Genomic DNA, 19,659 nt, shown 5'->3' with positions numbered 1-19,659 from the left:
CGGGTCAGGCGGCGGTGCGGACGTGCGCGACGACGAGCTCGCCGGTGCGCTCGGCGGCGAGCTCGGGGACCCAGTGCGGCACGCCCTCCAGCACGACCAGCCGGTAGGGCCCGGTCACGTACTGCCGGGTGGCCTCGGTCGCCGCGCGCCCGAGGAAGGCGTCCCCGGTGCTCCACACGTGCAGCGTCGGGACCGGTACCCGGCCGACCGGGTCGCGCGCGCCCAGCGGCAGCGCCCGGTACCAGTTGAGCGCCGCCGTCAGCGCGCCCGGTTCCCGCATCCGCCGCACGTAGCGGTCCACGGCGTCGTCGGGCAGGCCGCCGCGCCGGAGCGCGGCGCGCAGGGCGGCGCCGTCCCGGGCCAGCAGCAGCCGCTCGGGGACGACGGGCAGCTGGAACAGCGCCATGTAGGACGACCGCAGCGCCTGGTCGCTGCTGACCAGCGCCTTCGCCATCGCGGCCGGGTGCGGCACGGACAGCGCGGTGAGCGAGCGGACGCGCTCGGGGTACCACGCGCCCAGCGCCCAGCCGACGACCCCGCCCCAGTCGTGCCCGACGACGTGCGCGGAGTCCAGCCCGGCGGCGTCCAGGAGGGCGAGCACGTCCTGCGCGGTCTGCCGCAGCCGGTAGTCGGCCCGTCCGGCGGGACGCGCGCCGGGGGAGCAGCCGCGCTGGTCCGGCGTCAGCGTGCGCAGCCCCGCGCCGTGCAGCACGGGTGCCAGCCGGTCGTAGGCGGTGCCGTCCTGCGGGAAGCCGTGCAGCAGCACCACCGGCTCGCCGTCGGCGGGCCCGGCGTCCCGGACGTCGAACTCCATGCCCTCGCGGCGGAAGCTGTCCATGCCGGGACTGTGCCCCGTCCGGCCGGTCGCGGCACCCGCGCGGGCCCGGTCAGTCCGGCGCCCCCGGGCCGGTGTAGCGCAGCACCCGGGCGGCGAGCCGGACGGCGGTCGCGGCCTCGGCGGCGCGGTCCCGGTCGGGCTCGGGGTAGCCGCGGGTCTGGAAGCCCTCGGTCAGGGTGAGGACCCAGCGGGCCGCGGTGGTCGCCGGCATGCCCGGGTCGGCCGTGCCCGCGGCCGCCAGCCGCTCGACGAGGGTCGTCATGCCGTCCAGCAGCCGGCGGTCGCCGTCGGCCACCCGGGCCGCGACCTCCGGGTCCCGGTGGGCCTGCGCCAGCACCTCGACGACCAGGCCGGCCATGAGCGGGGAGGCGGCCTCCGCCGCCAGCCGGCCGATCACGTCGACCAGGGTGCCCCACGGATCGGGCGCGGTCCGGGCGGCCGTGAAGACCTCGTCCCACTCGTCCCCGTCGGCCTCGAACAGCGCCAGGAACACCGCGCGCTTGGAGGGGAAGTAGTGGAACAGCGCGCCGCTGGAGACGCCGGCGGCGCGGGCGATCTCCGCGGTGGTCGTGGCGGCGAGGCCCTGGGTGGCGAACAGCTCGATCGCCGCCGCGACGATGGCCTGCCGGCGCTCGCGGTGCAGCGCGGGGTCAACGGTGCGCATCGGGGTCATCCTGCTCCGGGCCGGGCTCCCGCCCGTCGCCGGGCGGCGGTTCGCGCCGGCGGCGCACCTCCCGGACGGCGAGGACGAGACCGACCGCCACCGGCGCCCAGAACTTCGCCGTCGCCAGCACGGTGGACACCCAGCCGGGCAGGGAGACGTCGGGCAGGGAGATGTCCGGCAGGGGGATGTCGGGCAGCGAGATGTCGGGCAGGGGGAGGTCGGGCAGGTCCACCTCGGGGACCAGGCCGGCCAGCCACCGCAGGACCGGGCGGACCAGCGCCTGCAGCAGCACGGCGATGCCGAGCAGGGCGGCCAGGACGCGGGCGACCCCCCACACGACGTGCCGGGCGGCCCACAGCCGGGGGTGCCGCTCCTCGACGGCGCGCAGCCGGCCGGCCAGGGTCCCCGGCGCGGCGTCGAAGGGGTGCCGGCGGGCGGTGGCCAGGCCGGCGAGCTCGGCGACCCGGTCGGGAGCCCCGCCGTCCGGGGTCGCGGCGTCCGCGTCCCCCGTGCCCGGTTCGGCGGGTGCCGGTTCCAGCAGCAGGGCCCGGGCGACGACGCCCGGCCACGGGCTGAGGACCAGCACGGCGGGCGCCGGGTCGCTCTGGGCGGGCAGGCGGAGGAGCACCCGGCCGAGGCCGCGTCCCTCGGCCACCGGGGCGGACCCGGCGAGCAGCGTGGCGGTGGTCCGCAGCCCGGCGCGGCCGACCTGCAGGTCCAGGTCGCGGCCCGCTCGCCGCAGATGCATGGAGGGCATGAGCCATTGTCAGACCGGCTGCTCGGTTTATCAATCGATCGGGGCGGGACTTCCGGGATCGGGGACACTGGGCGCGTGACGGTGGAGCTGATCGTGCTGGTCGACGACGAGGGGACGGCGATCGGCACGATGCCCAAGCCCCTGGTGCACCACGGGGAGACGCCGTTGCACCGCGCCTTCTCCGCCTACCTCTTCGCCGCGGACGGGCGGCTGCTGGTGACCCGCCGCGCGACCGGCAAGCAGACGTTCCCCGGCATGTGGACCAACACGGTCTGCGGTCACCCCGGCCCCGGGGAGGACGACGCCTCCGCGGTGGCCCGCCGGGCCGCCTTCGAGCTGGGGCTCGGCGTGACCGACCTGCGCCCGGCGCTGCCGGGCTACCGCTACCGGGCCGAGTTCCGCGGCGTGGTGGAGAACGAGATCTGCCCGGTGTACCTGGGCCGGTTCACCGGCACCCCGGCGCCCGACCCGAGCGAGGTCGACGACTGGGAGCTGCTGGAGTGGGCGGCGTTCCGGCGCCGGCAGGAGACCGAGGGCGATGCCTGGTCGCCGTGGTGCCGGGAGCAGGCGCGACAGATCGAGGACGCGGGGCTCGTCCCCGCCTGACCCCACCGCCCCTTCCCCTCGATGCAGTACTGCGCTCCTGCACCGGGGTCGACCTGCGGGGAGCCGCCGCATCGGCGAGGCTGACCCAGGCGCCGTGATCGTCCGGCGCGACGGTCGACAGGGAGGCGCGGATGGCAGTCAGCGGGACGCTGGAGGGGCGGGTCGCCCTGGTCACCGGAGGTGCGAGCGGACTGGGGCGGGCCACCTGCCTGGCGCTGGCCCAGGCCGGTGCGCACGTGGTGGTCGCCGACATCGACGCCCCGGGCAGCGAGCGGACGGCGGAGCTGGTCGGCGAGGCCGGCGGCAAGGCCGACGTCGTCGCCCTCGACGTCACCGACGACGCCAGCCGCCGGGCGGTGGTCGCGCAGCTGTTCGAGCAGCACGGCGACGCGTTCGACGTCCTGGTCAACGTCGCCGGCATCGACCGCCCCGGGTACGTCACCGACATCGACCTCGCCGACTACCAGCGCGTGCAGGCGGTCAACTGCGAGGGGCCGGTCTTCCTCACCAGCGAGTTCATGAAGCGGGTGCAGCACCTGCCGGCCGAGCGCACCGCCGACGTCGTGCACGTCGTCAGCCTCTCGGCGATCACCTCCGGCAGCGGCGCGATCGCCTACAACGGCTCCAAGGCGGGCTTCCTCAACGCCACCCGCTGCATCCAGCGGGAGCTGCGCGAGAAGGCGACCCGGGACGAGGACGGCGTCGAGCGGCCGTTCCCCTGCCGGGTGCAGGCGGTGATCCCGGCGGCCATGGACACCCCGATGATGGAGCAGTGGGGCATCCCCGCCCACCTGATGATGCCGCCGTCGGCGGTCGCGGAGATGGTCCGCTACCTGGTGACGCTGCACCCGGCGGCGTTCGTGCCGGAGATGCAGATCGTGCCCCGGCTGGAACCGAACTTCCCGCGCTGAGGAGACCACGATGACCGAACCCGACCTGCCCGACTCCGCGATGGCGAGCGGCTCCGACGCCGGCCGGCCCGGTGACCGCCTCGGTCTCGGGGACCTGGCGCCCGACGAGCAGGCGCTGCTGGACGCCCTGCGGCGCGACGTCAGCAGCGAGCGGCCCGACGCCGAGGCCGAGCTGCGCGCCGCGGAGGACGAGGTCCCGCTGCCCGCCGACGGCGGCGCGCCGGACAACGGGCTGACGGCGGACTTCAGCGCGCTCGAGCAGGGCTGAGCGGCCCGCGGCCACCCGGTGTCACGCCGGGTGGCCGGGGGTCCCCAGGCGGACGGCGACCAGCGCGACGTCGTCCTCGGCGCCGTCAGGCACCAGCCGGGTGAGCACGCCGTCGCAGACGTCCTCGACGTCGCGGGTGCGCAGTGCGGCGAGGGCGTCGCCCAGCTGCGCCACCCCCGCGTCGAACAGCTGGTCGCGGCGCTCGACGAGGCCGTCGGTGTAGAGCAGGAACGTCGACCCCGCGTCCAGCTCCGCCACCGCGTCGCCGCGCTCGGCCTCGGGCCGGACGCCGAGCAGCAGCTCCGGGCGGTCGGTCTGCAGGTACCGCGTCCCGCCGTCGGGGCCCACCACGACCGGCGGCAGGTGACCGGCGCTGGACCAGCGCACCGTCACCCGGCCGTCCGGGGCCGCCGGCGACAGCCGCGCCACCAGGACCGTGGCCAGCGCGCCGAGGCCCAGCCCCTCGATCGCCGCGTCCAGCCGGCTCAGCACGCGCGCCGGACCGTCGGCGCTGTCGTAGGCGATGCCGCGGAGCAGGCCGCGCAGCTGCGCCATGTCCGCGGCGGCGGCGGTGTCGTGGCCGACCACGTCGCCGATGACGAGCACCGTGGAGCCGTCGGGCTGGCCGAAGACGTCGTACCAGTCGCCGCCGACCTGGGCCTCCCGCGTGGCCGGCACGTACCGGACGGCGACCCGCAGGTCGGGCCGGCGCGGCGGCGCGGTGAGGTGGCTGCGCTGCAGGATCTCGGCGGCGCGCACGATGCTGCGCTGGCGGGCGTAGAGGGCCTCGAGCAGGTGGGTGCGCAGCTCCGCGGCCTCGGCGACCTGCGGCGGCGTCCACGGCTCGGACCGGCCGCGGACGGTCTCCCGCCATCGCTCGAACGACTTGCGCGGGCTCAGCCGGACCCCGTCGCCCTCCCGCTCGGCGATCGCCTTGTTGTGCGGGTCCCCGCCCCAGTCGATGGTGCGGACGCTCTCCCCGCGGTGCCAGAGGACGTACTGCCCCTCGGGCAGCGGGACGACGAGGACCCCAACCGCCAGGTCGGCGGGGACGGCGAGCTCCGGCGCGAGCGTGGCGAGGCTGTCGGTGGCGACGACGTCCTCGCCGCGCCCGGCGGCCCACTCGGCGATCCGGGCGGCCAGGTCCTCCGGCAGGGGAGCACCGTCGCTGCCGGGCGTGCCCTGCAGGCAGACGCTCACCCCGTCCGCCGGCAGCAGGTCGAGCAGGCTGGGGGAGCCGAGCAGGGTGTCGGTGAGCGCGCGGTCCTCGTCGAGGGTGGCCGCGGTCAGCCAGGTGAGCGTCGAGCGTGCCCGCAGCGCGCGGTGCACCTCCTCCTCCGACGCCCGGTCGACCAGCCGCAGGGACAGCGTCGAGCCGAGGAACTCCGCGGCGGCGCGGGTGGCGAACGGCGGGGCGTGCGGGCCCGCGTAGTGGTGGCACGCGATCAGCCCCCACAGCTTGTCCTCGCGCAGCAGCGAGATCGACATGGAGGCGCGCACGCCCATGTTCTGCAGGTACTCGACGTGGATCGGGGAGACGCTGCGCAGCGTCGAGTAGGTCAGGTCCAGCGGCTGGCCGTTCACCGGGTGGTCGACCGGCTCGATGCGTGCGGGCCGGTAGTCGACGTCGGAGATCAGCCGGATCCAGTTCTTCTCGTACAGCGCCCGGGCCTGCGCCGGGATGTCCGAGGCGGGGTAGTGCAGGCCGAGGAAGGAGTTCAACTCCGGCGCCTTCGCCTCGGCCACGACCTCGCCGTTGTAGTCCGCGTCGTAGCGGTAGACCATCACGCGGTCGAAGCCGGTCAGGGCCCGGACGGCCCCGGCGGTGATGTCGTACAGCTCCTGCAGCGACGAGGCGCGGTTGAGCTCGCCGACCGTGCCGCGCACCGCCTGGTAGGTGTTGGGGAAGGAGAACGGCCGCGGACCGCGCGCCGGCTCCAGCTCCACCACCAGCGCGGTGGCCGCCGGCAGGTCCGCGCCCGCGCGCTCCTCGGGCCGGGGCAGCAGCACCCGGTGCAGGATCGCGTCGACCGGCACCGGGTCGCCGTCGACGTCGAGGGTCAGCTCGATCGGGTTGCGTTCGCGCAGGTCGCCAAAGGCGCTGGCCGAGCGCGCGACCGCCTCGGCCGCGGGCACGCCGAGCACCTCGGGCAGCGTGCGGCCCACGGCGTCCTCCCACGCGACGCCGGTGAGCTCGGCCAGGTTCCGGGAGGCCTGCCGCACCCGCTGCCCCGGCTCGTCCACGGCCAGCAGCACGCCGCGGGGCTGGACGCTGCCCGGGACGTGGATCGGCTCGCGCTCGCAGTTGCTCAGGTCGATGGGCGTCCCGGGCGGGAGCAGCCCGACCTCCGCGTCGCCGGTCACGCCCCGCCCGCCCGCGCCGGCCGGCACCAGTCGGCGAGCACGGTGAACGTCGTCCGGGCCGCGTCCACGACGCGGCCCGGGTCGCCGCCGCCGGCCACGTGCGCGCGGGTGGCCCGGCGGAAGGCGTGCCACATCGCGCCGGTGTCCTCGCCGTAGGGGCTGAAGGCGCGCAGCCGGTCGCCGCCGGCGAGCCCGGGGAGCGTGGCCAGGTGCCGGTCGATGAAGACGCCGCCCAGCGTCGACCCCTCCAGCACGTACATCCGGCCCAGCGCCTGGTCGGTGTCGGCGACCGGGGGGAGCGCGGGCCGGCCGGCGGGCTCGCCGGCCGACCCGAGGGCCGCCAGGTCCGCCGCGAACAGGGCGGTGCGGCGGCGCCGCTGCCACTCCAGGGTCCGCGCGGCGGCCGGCTCGCGGGCCGCCCAGCCGTCCAGCCCGGCCTCGGCGGCCGACCAGAAGCCGTGCATCAGGGTCAGGACGCCGGTCAGCCGCTCCCGCGTCAGGCCGGGGTCCATCAGTCCGAGGGTCTCCTCGACCCGCTCGTGCTCGTCGGCCGTCTCCGTCCGCAGCACCCTGAGGACGTCGGCGTCGCCCCCCGTGTCTCGAGGCAACGCCTCCCCTTCCCGCTCCACTGGCTCCGAGACTAGGTCACCCCAGGGACGGCGGCGCGCGGTGCGTCGTGCACGACCGGTTGCACGGCCCCACCGTCCGGCGTCGCGGGCCTGGCCCGGCGGCCGCCGCGGCCCTAGCGTCGGTGCCGTCGTCCCCGGTCGCGTGCCGCCCGCCGGAGGTGCCCGTGCTGAGTTCGAGGGCCGTGCTGCTGGCGGCCTCCCGCCGGCCGGCGCTGCGCCGGGCGCTGGTGGGGGTGCCGGCCACCCGCCGGGTGGTCGACCGCTTCGTGGCGGGCGAGACGCTGGACGACGCGCTGGCCGCCGTCCGGCGGCTCGCCGCGGCGGGCATCGCCGTCACCCTGGACCACCTGGGCGAGGACGTCACCGACCGCGACCGGGCCCGGCGCTCCCGCGACGCCTACCTCGCCGCCCTCGACGGGCTGGCGCCGCTCGCCCTGGGCGCCGCCGCGGAGGTCTCGGTCAAGCTGTCCGCCTTCGGCGCCGCGCTGCCCGGGGGCGAGGACCTGGCGCTGGACCTCGTGCGTCCGGTGGTGGCGGCGGCGACGGCGATCGGCACCACGGTCACCCTCGACATGGAGGAGTCGCCCACCGTGGACGCGACGCTGCGGGTGCTCGCCGAGCTGCGCCGCGACCACCCGCGCACCGGCGCCGTCCTGCAGGCCGCGCTGCGGCGGACCGAGGCCGACGTCGCCGCCCTCGCCGTCCCCGGGTCCCGGGTCCGCCTGGTCAAGGGGGCCTACGACGAGCCGCCGTCGGTGGCGCACGCGGACCGGCACGCCGTCGACGCCGCGTACGCCCACTGCCTCGGCGTCCTGATGCGCGGTGGCGGCTACCCGATGGTCGGCAGCCACGACCCGCGGATGGTGGCGCTGGCCCGGCGGCTGGCCGCGGAGCACGGGCGGGCGCCGGACTCCTGGGAGGTGCAGATGCTCTACGGCATCCGCGGCACCGAGCAGGCCCGGCTGGCCGCCGACGGCGTGCGGGTCCGGGCCTACGTCCCCTACGGCGCCGACTGGTACGGCTACCTGGTGCGCCGCCTGGCCGAGCGCCCGGCCAACCTCCGCTTCTTCCTGCGCTCGCTGGTCACCACCCGCTGAAGGGAGTCGGCATGGACGGCACCACCCGCGTCCCCCCACCGCGCAACGAGCCGGTGCTGACCTACGCGCCCGGGTCGGCCGAGCGCGCGGAGCTGGAGCGGCGGCTGACCGAGCTGGCCGCCGAGCCGCTGGAGCTGACCGCGACGATCGGCGGCGAGCAGCGGATGGCCGCGGGCGAGCGGTTCGACGTCGTCCAGCCGCACCGGCACGCCGCCGTCCTCGGGACCTCCGCGCACGCGACGCACGCCGACGCCGCCGACGCCGTCCGCTGCGCGAAGGAGGCCGCCCCCGGGTGGCGCGAGCTGTCGGCCGACGACCGGGCCGCGGTCTTCCTCAAGGCCGCCGACCTGCTCGCCGGCCCGTGGCGGCAGACGCTGAACGCCGCGACCATGCTCGGGCAGAGCAAGACCGTGCAGCAGGCCGAGATCGACAGCGCCTGCGAGCTGGTCGACTTCTGGCGCTACAACGTGCACTTCGCCCGGCGGCTGCTGGCCGAGCAGCCGGAGTCCGCGCCGGGCACCTGGAACCGGGTCGACCACCGGCCGCTGGAGGGGTTCGTCTACGCGGTCACCCCGTTCAACTTCACGGCGATCGCCGGCAACCTGCCCACCGCGCCGGCGCTGATGGGGAACACGGTGGTGTGGAAGCCCGCGCCCACGCAGCAGTTCGCGGCGCACTTCGTGATGCGGCTGCTCGAGGCCGCCGGCCTGCCGCCGGGGGTGGTCAACCTGGTGACCGGCGACGGGGTCGCCGTCTCCGAGGTCGTGCTCGCCGACCCCGACCTCGCCGGCATCCACTTCACCGGCTCGACCCGGGTGTTCCAGCACCTGTGGCGCACGGTCGGGGAGAACGTCGCCGGCTACCGCGGCTACCCACGGCTGGTGGGGGAGACCGGCGGCAAGGACTTCGTCGTCGCCCACCCCTCGGCCGACGTCGACGTGCTGCGCACCGCCCTGGTCCGCGGGGCCTTCGAGTACCAGGGGCAGAAGTGCTCGGCGGCCTCGCGCGCCTACGTGCCGCGGTCGGTCTGGGCGCGGCTGCGCGACGACCTGGTCGACACCACCGAGTCCCTGCCGATGGGCGACGTCACCGACCTGTCCACCTTCCTCGGCGCGGTGATCGACCGGCGCGCCTTCGACCGGCTCGCCGGCGTGCTGGACCGCGCCCGGGAGGACGACGCCCTGGCCGTGGTCGCCGGCGGCCGCTGCGACGACGCCGAGGGGTTCTTCGTCCGGCCGACGGTCGTCGAGGGCAGCGACCCGGAGCACGACGTCTTCACCACCGAGTACTTCGGCCCCGTGCTCGCGGTGCACGTCTACGACGACGCGTCCTACGAGACCGTGCTGAGGCAGCTGGAGTCGGTGGCGCCGTACGCGCTCACCGGGGCGGTGATCGCGCAGGACCGGGCCGCGATCGCGCACGCCGAGCGGGTCCTGCGCTTCGCCGCCGGCAACTTCTACGTCAACGACAAGCCCACCGGCGCCGTCGTCGGGCAGCAGCCCTTCGGCGGCGGGCGGGCCTCGGGCACCAACGACAAGGCCGGCGCCGAGCAGAACCTGCTCCGCTGGACCAGCACCCGGGTGGTCAAGGAGACCTTCGTGCCGCCCACCGACCACCGCTACCCGCACATGGGGTGAGGGCGCCGTCCTCCCCCGGGCTCCGGACGGGGCCGTCAGCGGGCGGGCCAGCGGACCAGGCCGTCGGCGCCGAGGACGGCCCCCTCCGCGGGCCGGTGCGCGGCCAGGCGCGCGTCGGGCATGAGGTGCTCCACAGCGAGGCCCCGGCCCAGGACGACGACGTCGGCGACCAGCCGCCGGTGGCAGCGCCACCACACGTACTCGCTGCACATCACCGCGACCGTGCGCCCGGCGGCCTCGGCCAGCACCTCGTCGAGGGCCGCGGCGAACGCCGGGGTGCGGGTGTGGGCGGCGTACGCGGCGAACTGCGCCACCGTCCACCAGCCGTCGGCGACCGGCTCGCCGGCGGGCAGCGCCCGGCGCCCGCCGAGACGCTGCTCCCAGCGGTAGTCGATCCCCAGCGCCGGCACCCACTCCTCGAGCGCCTCCCGGCGGACGTCGGGGTTGCTGCGGCTGCCGGGGAACCGCCGGACGTCCACGACCGCCGCGACCCCGGCCGCGACCAGCCGCGGGCCCAGCGCCGCGCGGTCCTCGGGTCCGTGTCCCACGGTCAGCAAGCGCACGCCGGGGCGCTACCCCCGCGGTGGCCCCGGCGAAGCGCCGGTCATGCTGCTCGGCGGGAACCGGGCGGCGGGCCCGGAGCGGGGGTGGACGCGATGGACGGCGGGACTTCGGCGCGGACGTCGCTGCTGCGCGAGCCGGCCATGCGCTCGCTGCTGGCGGTGACCCTGCTCGGCTTCACCAGCTTCTGCCTCACCCTGGCGTCGCTGCCGACCTACGCGGTCCGGGGCGGCGCGGGCGAGTCGTCGGCGGGCGTGGTGACGGCGGTCTTCCTCGGCGTCACCGTCGCCGCGCAGGCCGCGGTGCCGGCGCTGACCGCGCGGCTGGGCACGGGGCCGGTGCTCGCGGCCGGCCTGGTGGCGCTCGGGCTGCCCGCGCCGCTGTACGCGCTCGACGACGGGCTGGCGTGGCTGTCGGGCCTGTCGGCGGTGCGCGGCGTCGGGTTCGGCATCGTCACCGTCCTCGGGGCGCTGCTGGCCGCGGCCGTCGCCCCACCCGAGCGCCGGGGGGAGTCCATCGGGCTGTACGGCCTGGCGATCGCCGTGCCGAACCTGCTCGCCGTCCCGGCCGGGGTGGCGCTGGTGCTCGACGGCCGGGTGGCCGTGCTGGCGTGGGTGGCCGCCGCGCCGCTGGCCGGCCTGCTGTTCCTGCCCGGCCTCGTGCGGACGGCCGCGCCGGTGGCGCCCTCGCCCGGCGGCGGGGCCACCCGGCGGGCGGTGCGCGCGTCGCTGCCGCCCGCGGCGGTGCTGCTCGTGGTCACCCTCGCCGGCGGCGGCGTGGTGACGTTCCTGCCGATCGAGCGGCCCGAGGGCTCGCTGGCCACGCTGGCGCTGCTGGTCATGGGCCTGTCGACGGCGCTGGCGCGGTGGCGGGTCGGGCTGCTGGCCGACCGGGTGGGCGCGCGGGTGCTGCTGCCGGCGGGCGTGGCGGTCGGGGCGGTCGGCATGGCGCTGCTGGGCGCGACGCTGCACGGGGGCGGCGGCTGGCTGCTGGTGGCCGTCGCGCTGTTCGGGATCTGCTACGGCGCGACGCAGAACCTGACGCTGCTGGTGTCCTTCGGCCGCGCCGGGGCCGGCGGTGCCGCGGCGGCAAGCGCGATGTGGAACGCCTCCTTCGACGCCGGGACCGCGGTCGGCGCGCTCGCGCTGGGCTGGCTGTCCGGGGGCGTCGGCCTGTCGGGGACCTACGGGCTGGTCGCCGTCCTGCTGGCGCTGACCCTGCCGGCGGCCGTGGTCGCGGCGCGGGTGCCGGCGCGGCCCTAGCCGGCGACGCGCTCGGCGGCCGCGCGCAGCCGGCGCAGCAGCCGGATCTCCTCGGCCGCGCCCAGCAGCCAGACGCGCAGGCCCGCGGGGTCGGTGCGGTGGCGGTCGCGCAGGGTGCCCAGGTGGACCTGGCGGGTGGCCGCCTGCGCGCGCTGCGCCGGGGGCAGGCGGCGGCCCTCGGCCCGGGCGATCGCGGTGAGCCCGGCGCCGACGAAGGCCAGCTCGCGGATCTCGGTGACCTCCTCGAGCAGGGCCTGGGCCGCGGCGGTGTCGCCGGCGGGGGCGCCGTCGAGGCGGGCGAGCAGTTCGTCGGCGCGGGCGCGGCCGGCGGTCAGGTCATCGGGGGCGGTCACCCGTCCACTGTCCCACCGCCGGCCGGCCCGGCCGCCGGGCGGCTCAGGCGTCGCGGCGCCGGAAGACGGCGGCCGCGACGGCGAGCAGCACCGCCACCTCCGCGGCGAAGGCCGCGAAGCCGGTCCACGGGCCCAGCAGGTCGGGGTTGAACGACACCGGCGTCGCGACCGCGGAGCCGGCGTTGCCCGGCAGCAGCTTCGCCACCCACTCGCCCCAGGCGCCGGGGAGCAGGAACGCCATGTTGCCCAGCACGAACACCACGCCGAGCACCGTCGACAGCGCCGCCGCGGTGTGCCGCACCAGCAGGCCGACCGCCATCGAGAGCAGCCCCAGCCCGGCCAGGTACAGCCCGCTGCCCAGCAGCGCGCGCAGGACGCCGTCCCCGTCCAGGGGCACCCCGACGCCCTCGGCGGAGAGGAACGCGTTGCCGCCCAGGTAGCCGGCGACGGCGGTGACCACGCCGGCGACCAGCAGCGTGCCGGCGAGGACCAGGGCCTTGGCGGCCAGCACGGCGCCGCGCCGCGGGACGGCGGCGAGGGTGGCGCGGATCATCCCGGTGCCGTACTCGCTCGTGGCCACCAGCGTGCCGAGGACGACGGCGGTGACCTGGGCGACGAGCAGGCCCCAGGTGACGAAGGAGGCGGGGGACTCGTCGGCGTCAGCGCTGGCCAGCCACTCGGCGCTGGTCGCGCAGACGAGCACCGTGAGCCCGGCACCGAGCACGAACAGGGCGGCGACCGACCACGCGGTCGAGCGCACCGACCAGAACTTGATCCACTCGGCCCGCAGGACGGGGGCGAAGCCGGGCCGGGCGGTCCGGGCGGCCACCGGGCGGGCGGCGACGGCGGTCACCGTGCGGCTCCGGCGGGCGCGGCGCCGTACTCGACGCTGGCAGCGGTGAGGGACATGAAGGCGTCCTCCAGGGACGACTGCACGAGGGTCAGCTCGTGCAGGGGCAGGCGGTGCGCCGCGGCGAGGTCGCCGACGGCGGCGGTGTCGGCGCCCTGCACCCGCAGCGCGTCGCCGTCCGCGGTCACCTCGGCGCCAGAGCCGCGCAGCAGGCCGGCGAGCTCGGCGGCCCGCGGGCTGCGGACCCGGACGTGCGCGGCGGCGTGCCGGGCGATGAAGTCCGCGGTGGGGCAGTCGGCCAGCACCCGGCCGCGGCCGATGACGACGAGGTGGTCGGCGGTCAGCGCCATCTCGGCCATCAGGTGGCTGGAGACGAACACGGTCCGGCCCTCCGCGGCCAGCTGCCGGGCCAGCCCGCGGACCCAGCGGATGCCCTCGGGATCCAGGCCGTTGACGGGCTCGTCGAGCACGACGACGGCCGGGTCGCCCAGCAGCGCCACCGCGATGCCCAGGCGCTGCCCCATGCCGAGGGAGAACCGGCCGACCCGTTGGCCGGCGACCGCCTCCAGGCCGACCAGGCCGAGCACCTCGTCGACCCGGGACGCCGGCAGCGCGTTGCTCGCGGCCAGCCAGCGCAGGTGGTCGCGCGCGGTGCGGCCCGGGTGCAGCGCGCGGGCCTCGAGCAGGGCGCCGACCTCCCGCAGCGGGGCGGGGGAGTCGGCGTAGCGGTGCTCACCGACGGTGATGCTGCCCCGCGTCGGGCGGTCCAGGCCGAGCAGCATCCGCATGGTGGTGGACTTCCCGGCGCCGTTGGGGCCGAGGAAGCCGGTGACGCGGCCGGGCTCGACGGTGAACGAGATCCCGTCGACGGCGGTCCGCGAGCCGTAGGTCTTGGTGAGGTCCCGGGCGACGATCACGGCGCGGCCGTCCCGGGCGGTGGTGGGGGCGTCATGCCGACGAGGCTGGCCGCCCGCGCCGTCCCCGCACATCGGGGAGCGCCCTGACCCGACCCCCATCCGTCCCCCAGGGGCTCGTCGGGGTCAGGAGGGGAGCGGCAGGCCGAGCGCGGCGGCGATCGTTCGCGCGGAGGCCTCCGGGGGACTCGTGTCGGTGTCCACGACGATCTCTGCCGGGAGGTCCTCGCCCGGGTGGCCCTGCAGCGAGCGCAGCACCGCCACGTCGGTGAGCTTGCCGAAGGCGGTCCGGTCGGCGTTCGCCAGCCTGGCCTCCTGTGCCGTCGCGGAGACCCGCAGCCCGACGAAGCGCACCCGCCCGCCGGCCTCCTCCACCACCTGCCGGACGCGGTCGGCGAAACCGGGCGGCACGGTCGGCTCCGGGGCGAAGGTGAAGACCAGTGACCGGCCCGAGGCGGCCGCGGCGGCGAAGGTGCTCAGCCAGAACTGCTCGCGCAGCCGGACGAACTCGGGACTGCCGAACGGGAAGACGGCGAGCAGCGTGTCGACGACCAGGTGGTTGTGGAACAGCGGCAGGCCGGTGAGCGCGCAGAGGGCCCGCCCGGTCGTGAGCTTGCCGGAGGCGATGCCCCCGTGCAGGAAGACGAGCTCGGCGGTCACGGTCGGCCACTCTGCCGGACCGGCCGCTCAGGCGGCGGCGCGCCCCGGGGACAACTCCGCGGCGAGCGCGACGGCGGCCGCCCGGCCCCCGCGGTTGGCGCCGATGGTGCTGGCGGTGGGGCCGTAGCCGACAAGGTGCAGGCGCGGCTCGCCGACCACCTGGGTGCCGTCGACCGGGACGGCGCCGCCCGGGGCGCGCAGGTGCAGCGGCGCGAGGTGGGCGACGGCGGCGCGGAAGCCGGTCGCCCACAGGATCGCGTCGGCGCGGACGGCGCGGCCGTCGTCCCAGGCGACGCCGTCGGGGGTGATGCGGTCGAACACCGGCAGCCGCTCCAGCACGCCGCGCGCGCGGGCCTCGCGCAGCCAGGGGGTGAGCACCAGGCCGGTGTTGCCGACGACGCTGCCCGGGGACCGCCCGGCGCGCACGGCCGCGGCCACCCGGGCGACCGCCGCGCGGCCGGCGGCCTCGTCGAAGGGGTCCTCCCGCCAGACCGGCGGCCGGCGGGTGACCCAGGTGGTGTCGGCCACCCGGCTGATCTCGGCCAGCAGCTGGGTGGCCGACGCCCCGCCCCCGACGACGACCACCGACTGCCCGGTGAACTCCGCGGCGGAGCGGAAGTCGACGGTGTGCAGCTGCCGGCCGCGGAAGGTGTCCTGGCCGGGGTAGCGCGGCACGAACGGCCGCGTCCAGGTGCCGGTGGCGTTGACGACGGCACGGGCCCGCCACGCGCCGCGGTCGGTCTCGACCCGGAAGCCGTCGCCGTCCCGGCGGACCGCGGTGACCCGCACGGGCCGGTGCACCGGCAGGTCGAAGCGGCGCTCGTACCCGGCGAAGTAGGCGGGCACGGCCTCGGCGGCCGGCTGCTCCCCGCGGCCGGGGAACGCCAGGCCGGGCAGGTCGTGCACGCGGTGGGTGGTGCCGACCGTGAGCGAGGGCCAGCGGTGCCGCCACGCGCCGCCGGGGCCGTCGTCGCCGTCCAGGACGACGAAGCCGGAGCCGCGCGCGAACCCGAGCCGGGCCAGGTGGAACGCGGTGCTGAGGCCGCCCTGGCCGGCGCCGACCACGACGACGTCCACGTCCCGGGCGCTGTCCACGTCCGGCCAACACCGGCGCCGGCCCGGGGCTTCCTCAGGCCGGCGGGGTCCGGGCGAGGGCGGCCAGACCCGCGCCCGTCAGCGTGACCAGCGGGGTCGCCGGGTCCGGGCCGGGGCGGATCGTCACCGCGTTGGGCCGCGCCTCGACGAGGGTGACCGGCACCCAGCCCTCCGCCGGCGAGGACCACCACCAGCGGTCGGCCAGCAGCGCCAGCCCGCGGGCGTGCAGGAAGGCCGCCGCCTGGTCGGGGTCGGGGAAGGTGCCCAGCTCGGTCCCGAAGAGGGTCTGCGCCACCCAGACGTCGGCGCCGTCCCGGCGCCCGGCGGACAGCTGCCCGACGAGCTCGCCGTCCTCGGGACGGTGGACGGGGACCGGGGTCGGCGGGGGAGTCACCAGGGAACCGTAGGCGGGCGGGGCAAGCGGTTTCGGCGGCCGCGGTCTTGCGCCGACCTTGCGGTCGCCGGGCGGGATCCCTGCGGCCGGCCCCGCAGAGTGGGTCCTGTCGCCGGGAGACCGGCCGAGGTGCCGGCGGGGTCTGCGATGCACGGGGGGACGCAGCACCCGCGGGTGGGGGAACGGCAGGGGCCGGTGCGGACGCGCAGTCCACACCGGCCCCTCCGCCGTCCGGGCGCCGCGGCGCCCGGAGTGCCGCTCAGGCCTCGACGTCGTCCGGGATGCGGTCGGGCACCGCCGGCGCGCCCTGCTCCGTGGCGCGCGTGTCCCGCATGCGGTGCAGCACCAGGGTGCCCAGCAGCGAGGAGACGGCGGTCAGCAGGAACACCAGCGCGAACGGCCCCGGCGTGGTCGCGTCCCCGGCCATGGCGGTGAACAGGCCGATGCCGATGACCGCGCCCACCTGGAAGCCGGTGTGCTCCAGGGAGGTGGCCAGCCCGACGTCGCGGGCGTCGACCGCGGCGCTCTGGGCGGACATGAGCGCGGGGCCGGCGTGGCCGTAGGCGTAGCCGCTGAGCGGGATGGCGATCGCGATCGCGACGAGGGACATCGTCCACGCGCCGACGGCCATGGAGGCCAGCACCGCGGTGAAGGCCCAGCAGGAGATCAGGATGACGCGGCGCTCGCCGAAGCGGCTGCCCCAGCGGCCGGCGGTGGGGGCGGCCACGAGCAGCGCCAGCGCGCGCGGGACGCTCAGGATCGAGGTCACCGCCGCGGTCAGGCCGAGCAGGCCCTGCAGGTACAGCGGGGTGACGACGAAGTTGCCCATGTAGCTGGCGCCGAGCAGGACGCTGGCGCCGGTGATGACGCGGACGTTGCGCGAGGACAGCACCCGCACCGGCAGCAGCGGCGAGGACGCCCGCCGCTCGATGACCACGAGGGCCCAGACGGCCAGCGGGGCGATCACCAGGCAGGCGATCGGCAGCGGCGTCCAGCCCCACACGGCCAGCCGGTTGACCCCGAAGGTGAGCGCCAGGGTCGCGACGGCCAGCGCCAGCGCCCCGGGGACGTCGAGGGAGGCGCGCACCCGCTCCCGCGGGTCGGCGGGGGTCGCCAGCACCGAGAGGACCAGCGCGCCGGCGCAGAAGACCACCTGGCCGAAGAAGATCGCCCGCCAGCCGACGAGGTCCACCAGCGGGCCGCCGACCATGACCCCGATGACGGCGGCGCCGGAGGTCACGGCGCCGACCCGCGCGCTGGCACGGACCCGCTCGCCGGGAGGGCTGACCCGGAAGAGCATCGCCAGGGCGGTCGGGACGGTCGCGGCCGCGGCGGCCTGGGAGATGGTCCGGGCGGCGATCAGGCTGCTGGCGTCCCACGCCAGCCCGCTGGCCAGGGCGAACAGCATCGACGTGACGACGCCGGTGAGGTAGACGCGGCGGTGGCCGTAGAGGTCGCCCATCCGCCCGAACAGCGGTGTGGTGACGGCGGCCGCCAGCAGGGGGGCGGTGGTGACCCACACGACCGTGGACGGCAGCGAGTCCAGGTCCTCGGCGATGGGCTGCACCGCGATCGTGAGGATCGTCGACGGGAACGCGGTGGTGAACAGGGTCAGCAGCAGTGCCGTGTTCACCCAGCGGAGCCCGCGCGGGGACCTCGTGTCCGTCGCGTGCAAGCGGCCCTCCATGGCGAGCAGCCGGGAACGGCCGCGGTTCGCGGGTCGGGTGGATGGTCGCACGCGGAGGCCGGGCGCCGCCCGGGTGCCGCACGAACCGGTGGTGTGAGTGTGGCCACTCCACGCCCGGGACGACGAGAGGCCCGTCCGCGCTGGAGGGGCCTCTCGTGGTGGGTGCGCCATCAGGGACTCGAACCCCGAACCCGCTGATTAAGAGTCAGCTGCTCTGCCAATTGAGCTAATGGCGCGTGTCGTCCGGACCTCCGGGCGACGAGGGAGAACGATACCAGCGCCGGGACGGGCCGCGACGGGCGCCCCCCGACATCCGGACGCCGACGGCCGTTCCCGTTCCGTCTCCGCGTGGGAGCCTGGGCTCCGCGGTCCGGGGACGGGCCGGTGGGGACGGAAGGGGAGTCGGACCGAGTGCGACGGACAGCCACGGTGGCGATGGCGGGGGCGGTGCTCCTGCTGGCGGGGTGCCAGGACGACGGGGGCTCGGGCAGCGCGGGCGCGTCCGAGACCGACGAGGGCACCCCCGCCTCGGTCGCGCTGGCACCGGCCGACGGCAGCACCGACGTCTCGCCGCTCGTGCCGGTCGAGATCACCGTGACCGACGGCGAGCTCGGCGAGGTCACCGTGACCGACGGCTCGGGCGCCCCGGTGGCCGGCAGCGTGGCCGAGAAGCCCGGCGTCCCCGACGTCGAGGTGTGGACGCCGGACACCGACCTCGCCTACGGCACCTCCTACACGCTGACCGCCGGCGCGGAGGGCACCGACGAGGAGACCGTCGAGGCGACGACGACCTTCACCACGGTCACGCCCGGCCAGGTCTCCACCCCCGACATCGGGCCGCTGGACGGGCAGACCGTCGGTGTCGGCATGCCGATCCGCGTGTACTTCGACCAGCCGGTCGCCGACCAGGCCGCGGTCGAGAGCCACCTGCTCGTGCAGAGCTCCACGCCCACCGACGGCGTCTGGAGCTGGGTGGGCGACAGCGAGGTGCACTTCCGGCCGTCCACCTACTGGCCGGCCGACACCGACGTGACCCTGCACGCCGACCTGTACGGCGTCGACTTCGGCGACGGCGTCTGGGGCGAGAAGGACCGCACCATCTCCTTCCACGTCGGCGCCCGGCACGTCTCGATCGCCGACGCGAGCACGCACGTGATGGACGTCTACGACGGCGACCAGCTGGTGCAGAGCTACCCGATGAGCGCCGGCAGCCCGGACAACCCCAGCCACAACGGCGTCCACGTCGTCACCGAGCTCAACCGCACGCGGATCATGGACTCCAGCACCTTCGGCGTCCCGTCCGACGGCCCCGGCGGCTACCGGACCGAGGTCGAGTACGCCGTCCGCCTCTCCAACAACGGCGAGTTCGTGCACGCGGCGCCGTGGTCGGTGGCGCAGCAGGGCAACCGCAACGTCTCCCACGGCTGCATCAACGTCTCCACCGAGCGCGCCGCCTGGTTCTTCCAGTTCAGCCAGCCCGGGGACGTCGTGGAGATCAGGAACTCCGACGGCCCGCCGCTGGGCCCGGCCGACGGCGACATCTACGACTGGACGATCGGCTGGGACCAGTGGCGGGCCGGGAGCGCGCTGCAGTAGCCCGGCACCCACGGTTGACGCGGGGACGGCGCGGGCACCTGCAGGGACGTCGTCGTCGTCCCCATGGAGGAGCCCCGTGGACACCTGGGTGATCGTGCTGGTCGTCGTGGTCGCCGTCGTGCTGCTGGCGGCGCTCGCCCTGGCGCTGGCGCGCCGCAACCGCATCGGCGCGACCCGCCGGCGGGAGCAGGCGCGCGAGCACCTCGAGGAGGCCCGGCTGCGCGGGGTGCAGGCGGAGAAGGAGCAGGCACTGGCCGAGGAGCAGGCGGCCCGCGCCCGGCGGGAGCGCGCCGAGGTCGAGGAGCGGACCCGGCTCGCCGAGCAGGAGGCCGCGCAGCGCGCCGCCACGGCCCACGAGCACGCCACCGCCGCCCAGGAGCTGCGGGAGAAGGCCGAGAAGCTGGCGCCCGGCCTGGACGCCGACCGGCCGCAGCAGCACCCCGACGGGGGTGCCTCCCGCCTCTGACGGGCCCGCACCGCTCAGTTCCCCCGCCCCCGCCGGTCTCAGCTGGCGGG

At 76.8% G+C, this 19,659-nt stretch carries 21 protein-coding genes and 1 tRNA gene; 8 read left to right on the top strand and 14 right to left on the bottom strand.

Annotated features, from left to right (window positions below; genetic code table 11):
• Positions 1-4: 4 nt before the first annotated feature.
• Genes ACI781_RS06300 through ACI781_RS06290 form a run of 3 tightly spaced genes read right to left on the bottom strand, consistent with a single transcriptional unit; the run spans position 5 to position 2,259 of the window.
• Positions 5-838, bottom strand: coding sequence for an alpha/beta fold hydrolase (locus tag ACI781_RS06300; protein WP_456565220.1), 834 nt, complete (start codon positions 836-838; stop codon positions 5-7).
• Between the two features lie 49 nt (positions 839-887).
• Positions 888-1,502: a TetR/AcrR family transcriptional regulator gene (locus tag ACI781_RS06295; RefSeq protein WP_456565219.1), complete on the bottom strand. Its 615-nt coding sequence runs from the start codon at positions 1,500-1,502 to the stop codon at positions 888-890.
• Entirely contained in the window at positions 1,489-2,259 is a 771-nt protein-coding gene (locus tag ACI781_RS06290; protein WP_456565218.1) for a hypothetical protein, read from the bottom strand. Before ACI781_RS06290 ends, ACI781_RS06295 begins: the two co-directional genes overlap by 14 nt.
• A 75-nt stretch (positions 2,260-2,334) precedes the next feature.
• Here ACI781_RS06290 and idi point away from each other — a divergent pair, with 75 nt between their 5' ends.
• The 3 genes from idi (at position 2,335) to ACI781_RS06275 (ending at position 4,044) form a co-directional block, all read left to right on the top strand.
• The gene (idi, locus tag ACI781_RS06285) at positions 2,335-2,865 is read left to right on the top strand and encodes an isopentenyl-diphosphate Delta-isomerase (RefSeq protein ID WP_456565217.1); all 531 of its coding nucleotides are present in this window, start codon (positions 2,335-2,337) and stop codon (positions 2,863-2,865) included.
• A gap of 131 nt (positions 2,866-2,996) precedes the next feature.
• Entirely contained in the window at positions 2,997-3,776 is a 780-nt protein-coding gene (locus ACI781_RS06280; protein ID WP_456565216.1) for an SDR family NAD(P)-dependent oxidoreductase, read from the top strand.
• A gap of 10 nt (positions 3,777-3,786) precedes the next feature.
• Entirely contained in the window at positions 3,787-4,044 is a 258-nt protein-coding gene (locus tag ACI781_RS06275; protein WP_456565215.1) for a hypothetical protein, read from the top strand.
• 21 nt (positions 4,045-4,065) lie between these two features.
• Here the strand turns inward: ACI781_RS06275 and ACI781_RS06270 are convergent, their stop codons facing one another.
• Together ACI781_RS06270 and ACI781_RS06265 are read right to left on the bottom strand one after the other, a co-directional pair.
• Positions 4,066-6,408 (bottom strand): SpoIIE family protein phosphatase, encoded by a 2,343-nt coding sequence (locus ACI781_RS06270; RefSeq protein ID WP_456565214.1) that lies wholly within the window; start codon positions 6,406-6,408, stop codon positions 4,066-4,068.
• Positions 6,405-7,016, bottom strand: coding sequence for a biliverdin-producing heme oxygenase (locus ACI781_RS06265; RefSeq protein ID WP_456565213.1), 612 nt, complete (start codon positions 7,014-7,016; stop codon positions 6,405-6,407). The genes ACI781_RS06270 and ACI781_RS06265 overlap by 4 nt, the downstream gene beginning before the upstream one ends.
• A 185-nt stretch (positions 7,017-7,201) precedes the next feature.
• Here ACI781_RS06265 and ACI781_RS06260 point away from each other — a divergent pair, with 185 nt between their 5' ends.
• Both ACI781_RS06260 and pruA read left to right on the top strand, forming a co-directional pair.
• On the top strand, positions 7,202-8,134 hold the full coding sequence (locus ACI781_RS06260; protein ID WP_456565212.1) for a proline dehydrogenase family protein: 933 nt from the start codon (positions 7,202-7,204) through the stop codon (positions 8,132-8,134).
• An 11-nt stretch (positions 8,135-8,145) separates the two neighbouring features.
• Positions 8,146-9,771: an L-glutamate gamma-semialdehyde dehydrogenase gene (pruA, locus tag ACI781_RS06255; RefSeq protein WP_456565211.1), complete on the top strand. Its 1,626-nt coding sequence runs from the start codon at positions 8,146-8,148 to the stop codon at positions 9,769-9,771.
• Positions 9,772-9,806: 35 nt separating this feature from the next.
• Here pruA and ACI781_RS06250 read toward each other — a convergent pair whose 3' ends face one another.
• On the bottom strand, positions 9,807-10,319 hold the full coding sequence (locus ACI781_RS06250; RefSeq protein ID WP_456565210.1) for a DUF488 domain-containing protein: 513 nt from the start codon (positions 10,317-10,319) through the stop codon (positions 9,807-9,809).
• A 108-nt stretch (positions 10,320-10,427) separates the two neighbouring features.
• Between ACI781_RS06250 and ACI781_RS06245 the strand changes: the two genes are divergently transcribed.
• A complete protein-coding gene (locus ACI781_RS06245) occupies positions 10,428-11,594 on the top strand; it encodes an MFS transporter (RefSeq protein ID WP_456565271.1) in 1,167 nt (388 codons plus the stop codon).
• Here ACI781_RS06245 and ACI781_RS06240 read toward each other — a convergent pair.
• The 8 genes from ACI781_RS06240 to ACI781_RS06205 form a co-directional block, all read right to left on the bottom strand.
• Positions 11,591-11,947: a hypothetical protein gene (locus tag ACI781_RS06240; RefSeq protein WP_456565209.1), complete on the bottom strand. Its 357-nt coding sequence runs from the start codon at positions 11,945-11,947 to the stop codon at positions 11,591-11,593. The genes ACI781_RS06245 and ACI781_RS06240 overlap by 4 nt on opposite strands.
• Before the next feature lie 43 nt (positions 11,948-11,990).
• On the bottom strand, positions 11,991-12,800 hold the full coding sequence (locus tag ACI781_RS06235; RefSeq protein ID WP_456565208.1) for an ABC transporter permease: 810 nt from the start codon (positions 12,798-12,800) through the stop codon (positions 11,991-11,993).
• A complete protein-coding gene (locus tag ACI781_RS06230) occupies positions 12,797-13,714 on the bottom strand; it encodes an ABC transporter ATP-binding protein (protein WP_456565207.1) in 918 nt (305 codons plus the stop codon). The genes ACI781_RS06235 and ACI781_RS06230 overlap by 4 nt, the downstream gene beginning before the upstream one ends.
• A 123-nt stretch (positions 13,715-13,837) precedes the next feature.
• Positions 13,838-14,371: a hypothetical protein gene (locus ACI781_RS06225; protein ID WP_456565206.1), complete on the bottom strand. Its 534-nt coding sequence runs from the start codon at positions 14,369-14,371 to the stop codon at positions 13,838-13,840.
• Between the two features lie 27 nt (positions 14,372-14,398).
• A complete protein-coding gene (locus tag ACI781_RS06220; RefSeq protein WP_456565205.1) occupies positions 14,399-15,466 on the bottom strand; it encodes an NAD(P)-binding domain-containing protein in 1,068 nt (355 codons plus the stop codon).
• Between the two features lie 34 nt (positions 15,467-15,500).
• Entirely contained in the window at positions 15,501-15,860 is a 360-nt protein-coding gene (locus tag ACI781_RS06215; protein ID WP_456565204.1) for a hypothetical protein, read from the bottom strand.
• Between the two features lie 259 nt (positions 15,861-16,119).
• Positions 16,120-17,493 carry an MFS transporter gene (locus ACI781_RS06210; protein ID WP_456565203.1) on the bottom strand — a complete coding sequence of 458 codons (1,374 nt, stop codon included), beginning with the start codon at positions 17,491-17,493 and terminating at the stop codon, positions 16,120-16,122.
• 217 nt (positions 17,494-17,710) lie between these two features.
• A tRNA-Lys gene (locus ACI781_RS06205) sits at positions 17,711-17,783 on the bottom strand.
• Between the two features lie 175 nt (positions 17,784-17,958).
• On the opposite strand from ACI781_RS06205, the gene ACI781_RS06200 reads away from it, so the two are divergent.
• Both ACI781_RS06200 and ACI781_RS06195 read left to right on the top strand, forming a co-directional pair.
• On the top strand, positions 17,959-19,143 hold the full coding sequence (locus ACI781_RS06200; RefSeq protein WP_456565202.1) for a L,D-transpeptidase: 1,185 nt from the start codon (positions 17,959-17,961) through the stop codon (positions 19,141-19,143).
• 76 nt (positions 19,144-19,219) lie between these two features.
• Complete coding sequence (locus ACI781_RS06195) at positions 19,220-19,609, top strand: hypothetical protein (RefSeq protein WP_456565201.1); 390 nt, start codon at positions 19,220-19,222, stop codon at positions 19,607-19,609.
• The last annotated feature ends 50 nt before the right edge of the window (positions 19,610-19,659 follow it).

The sequence above is a fragment of the Blastococcus sp. SYSU D00695 genome (assembly GCF_054050555.1).
This window is presented reverse-complemented; position numbering and strand designations above follow the sequence as displayed.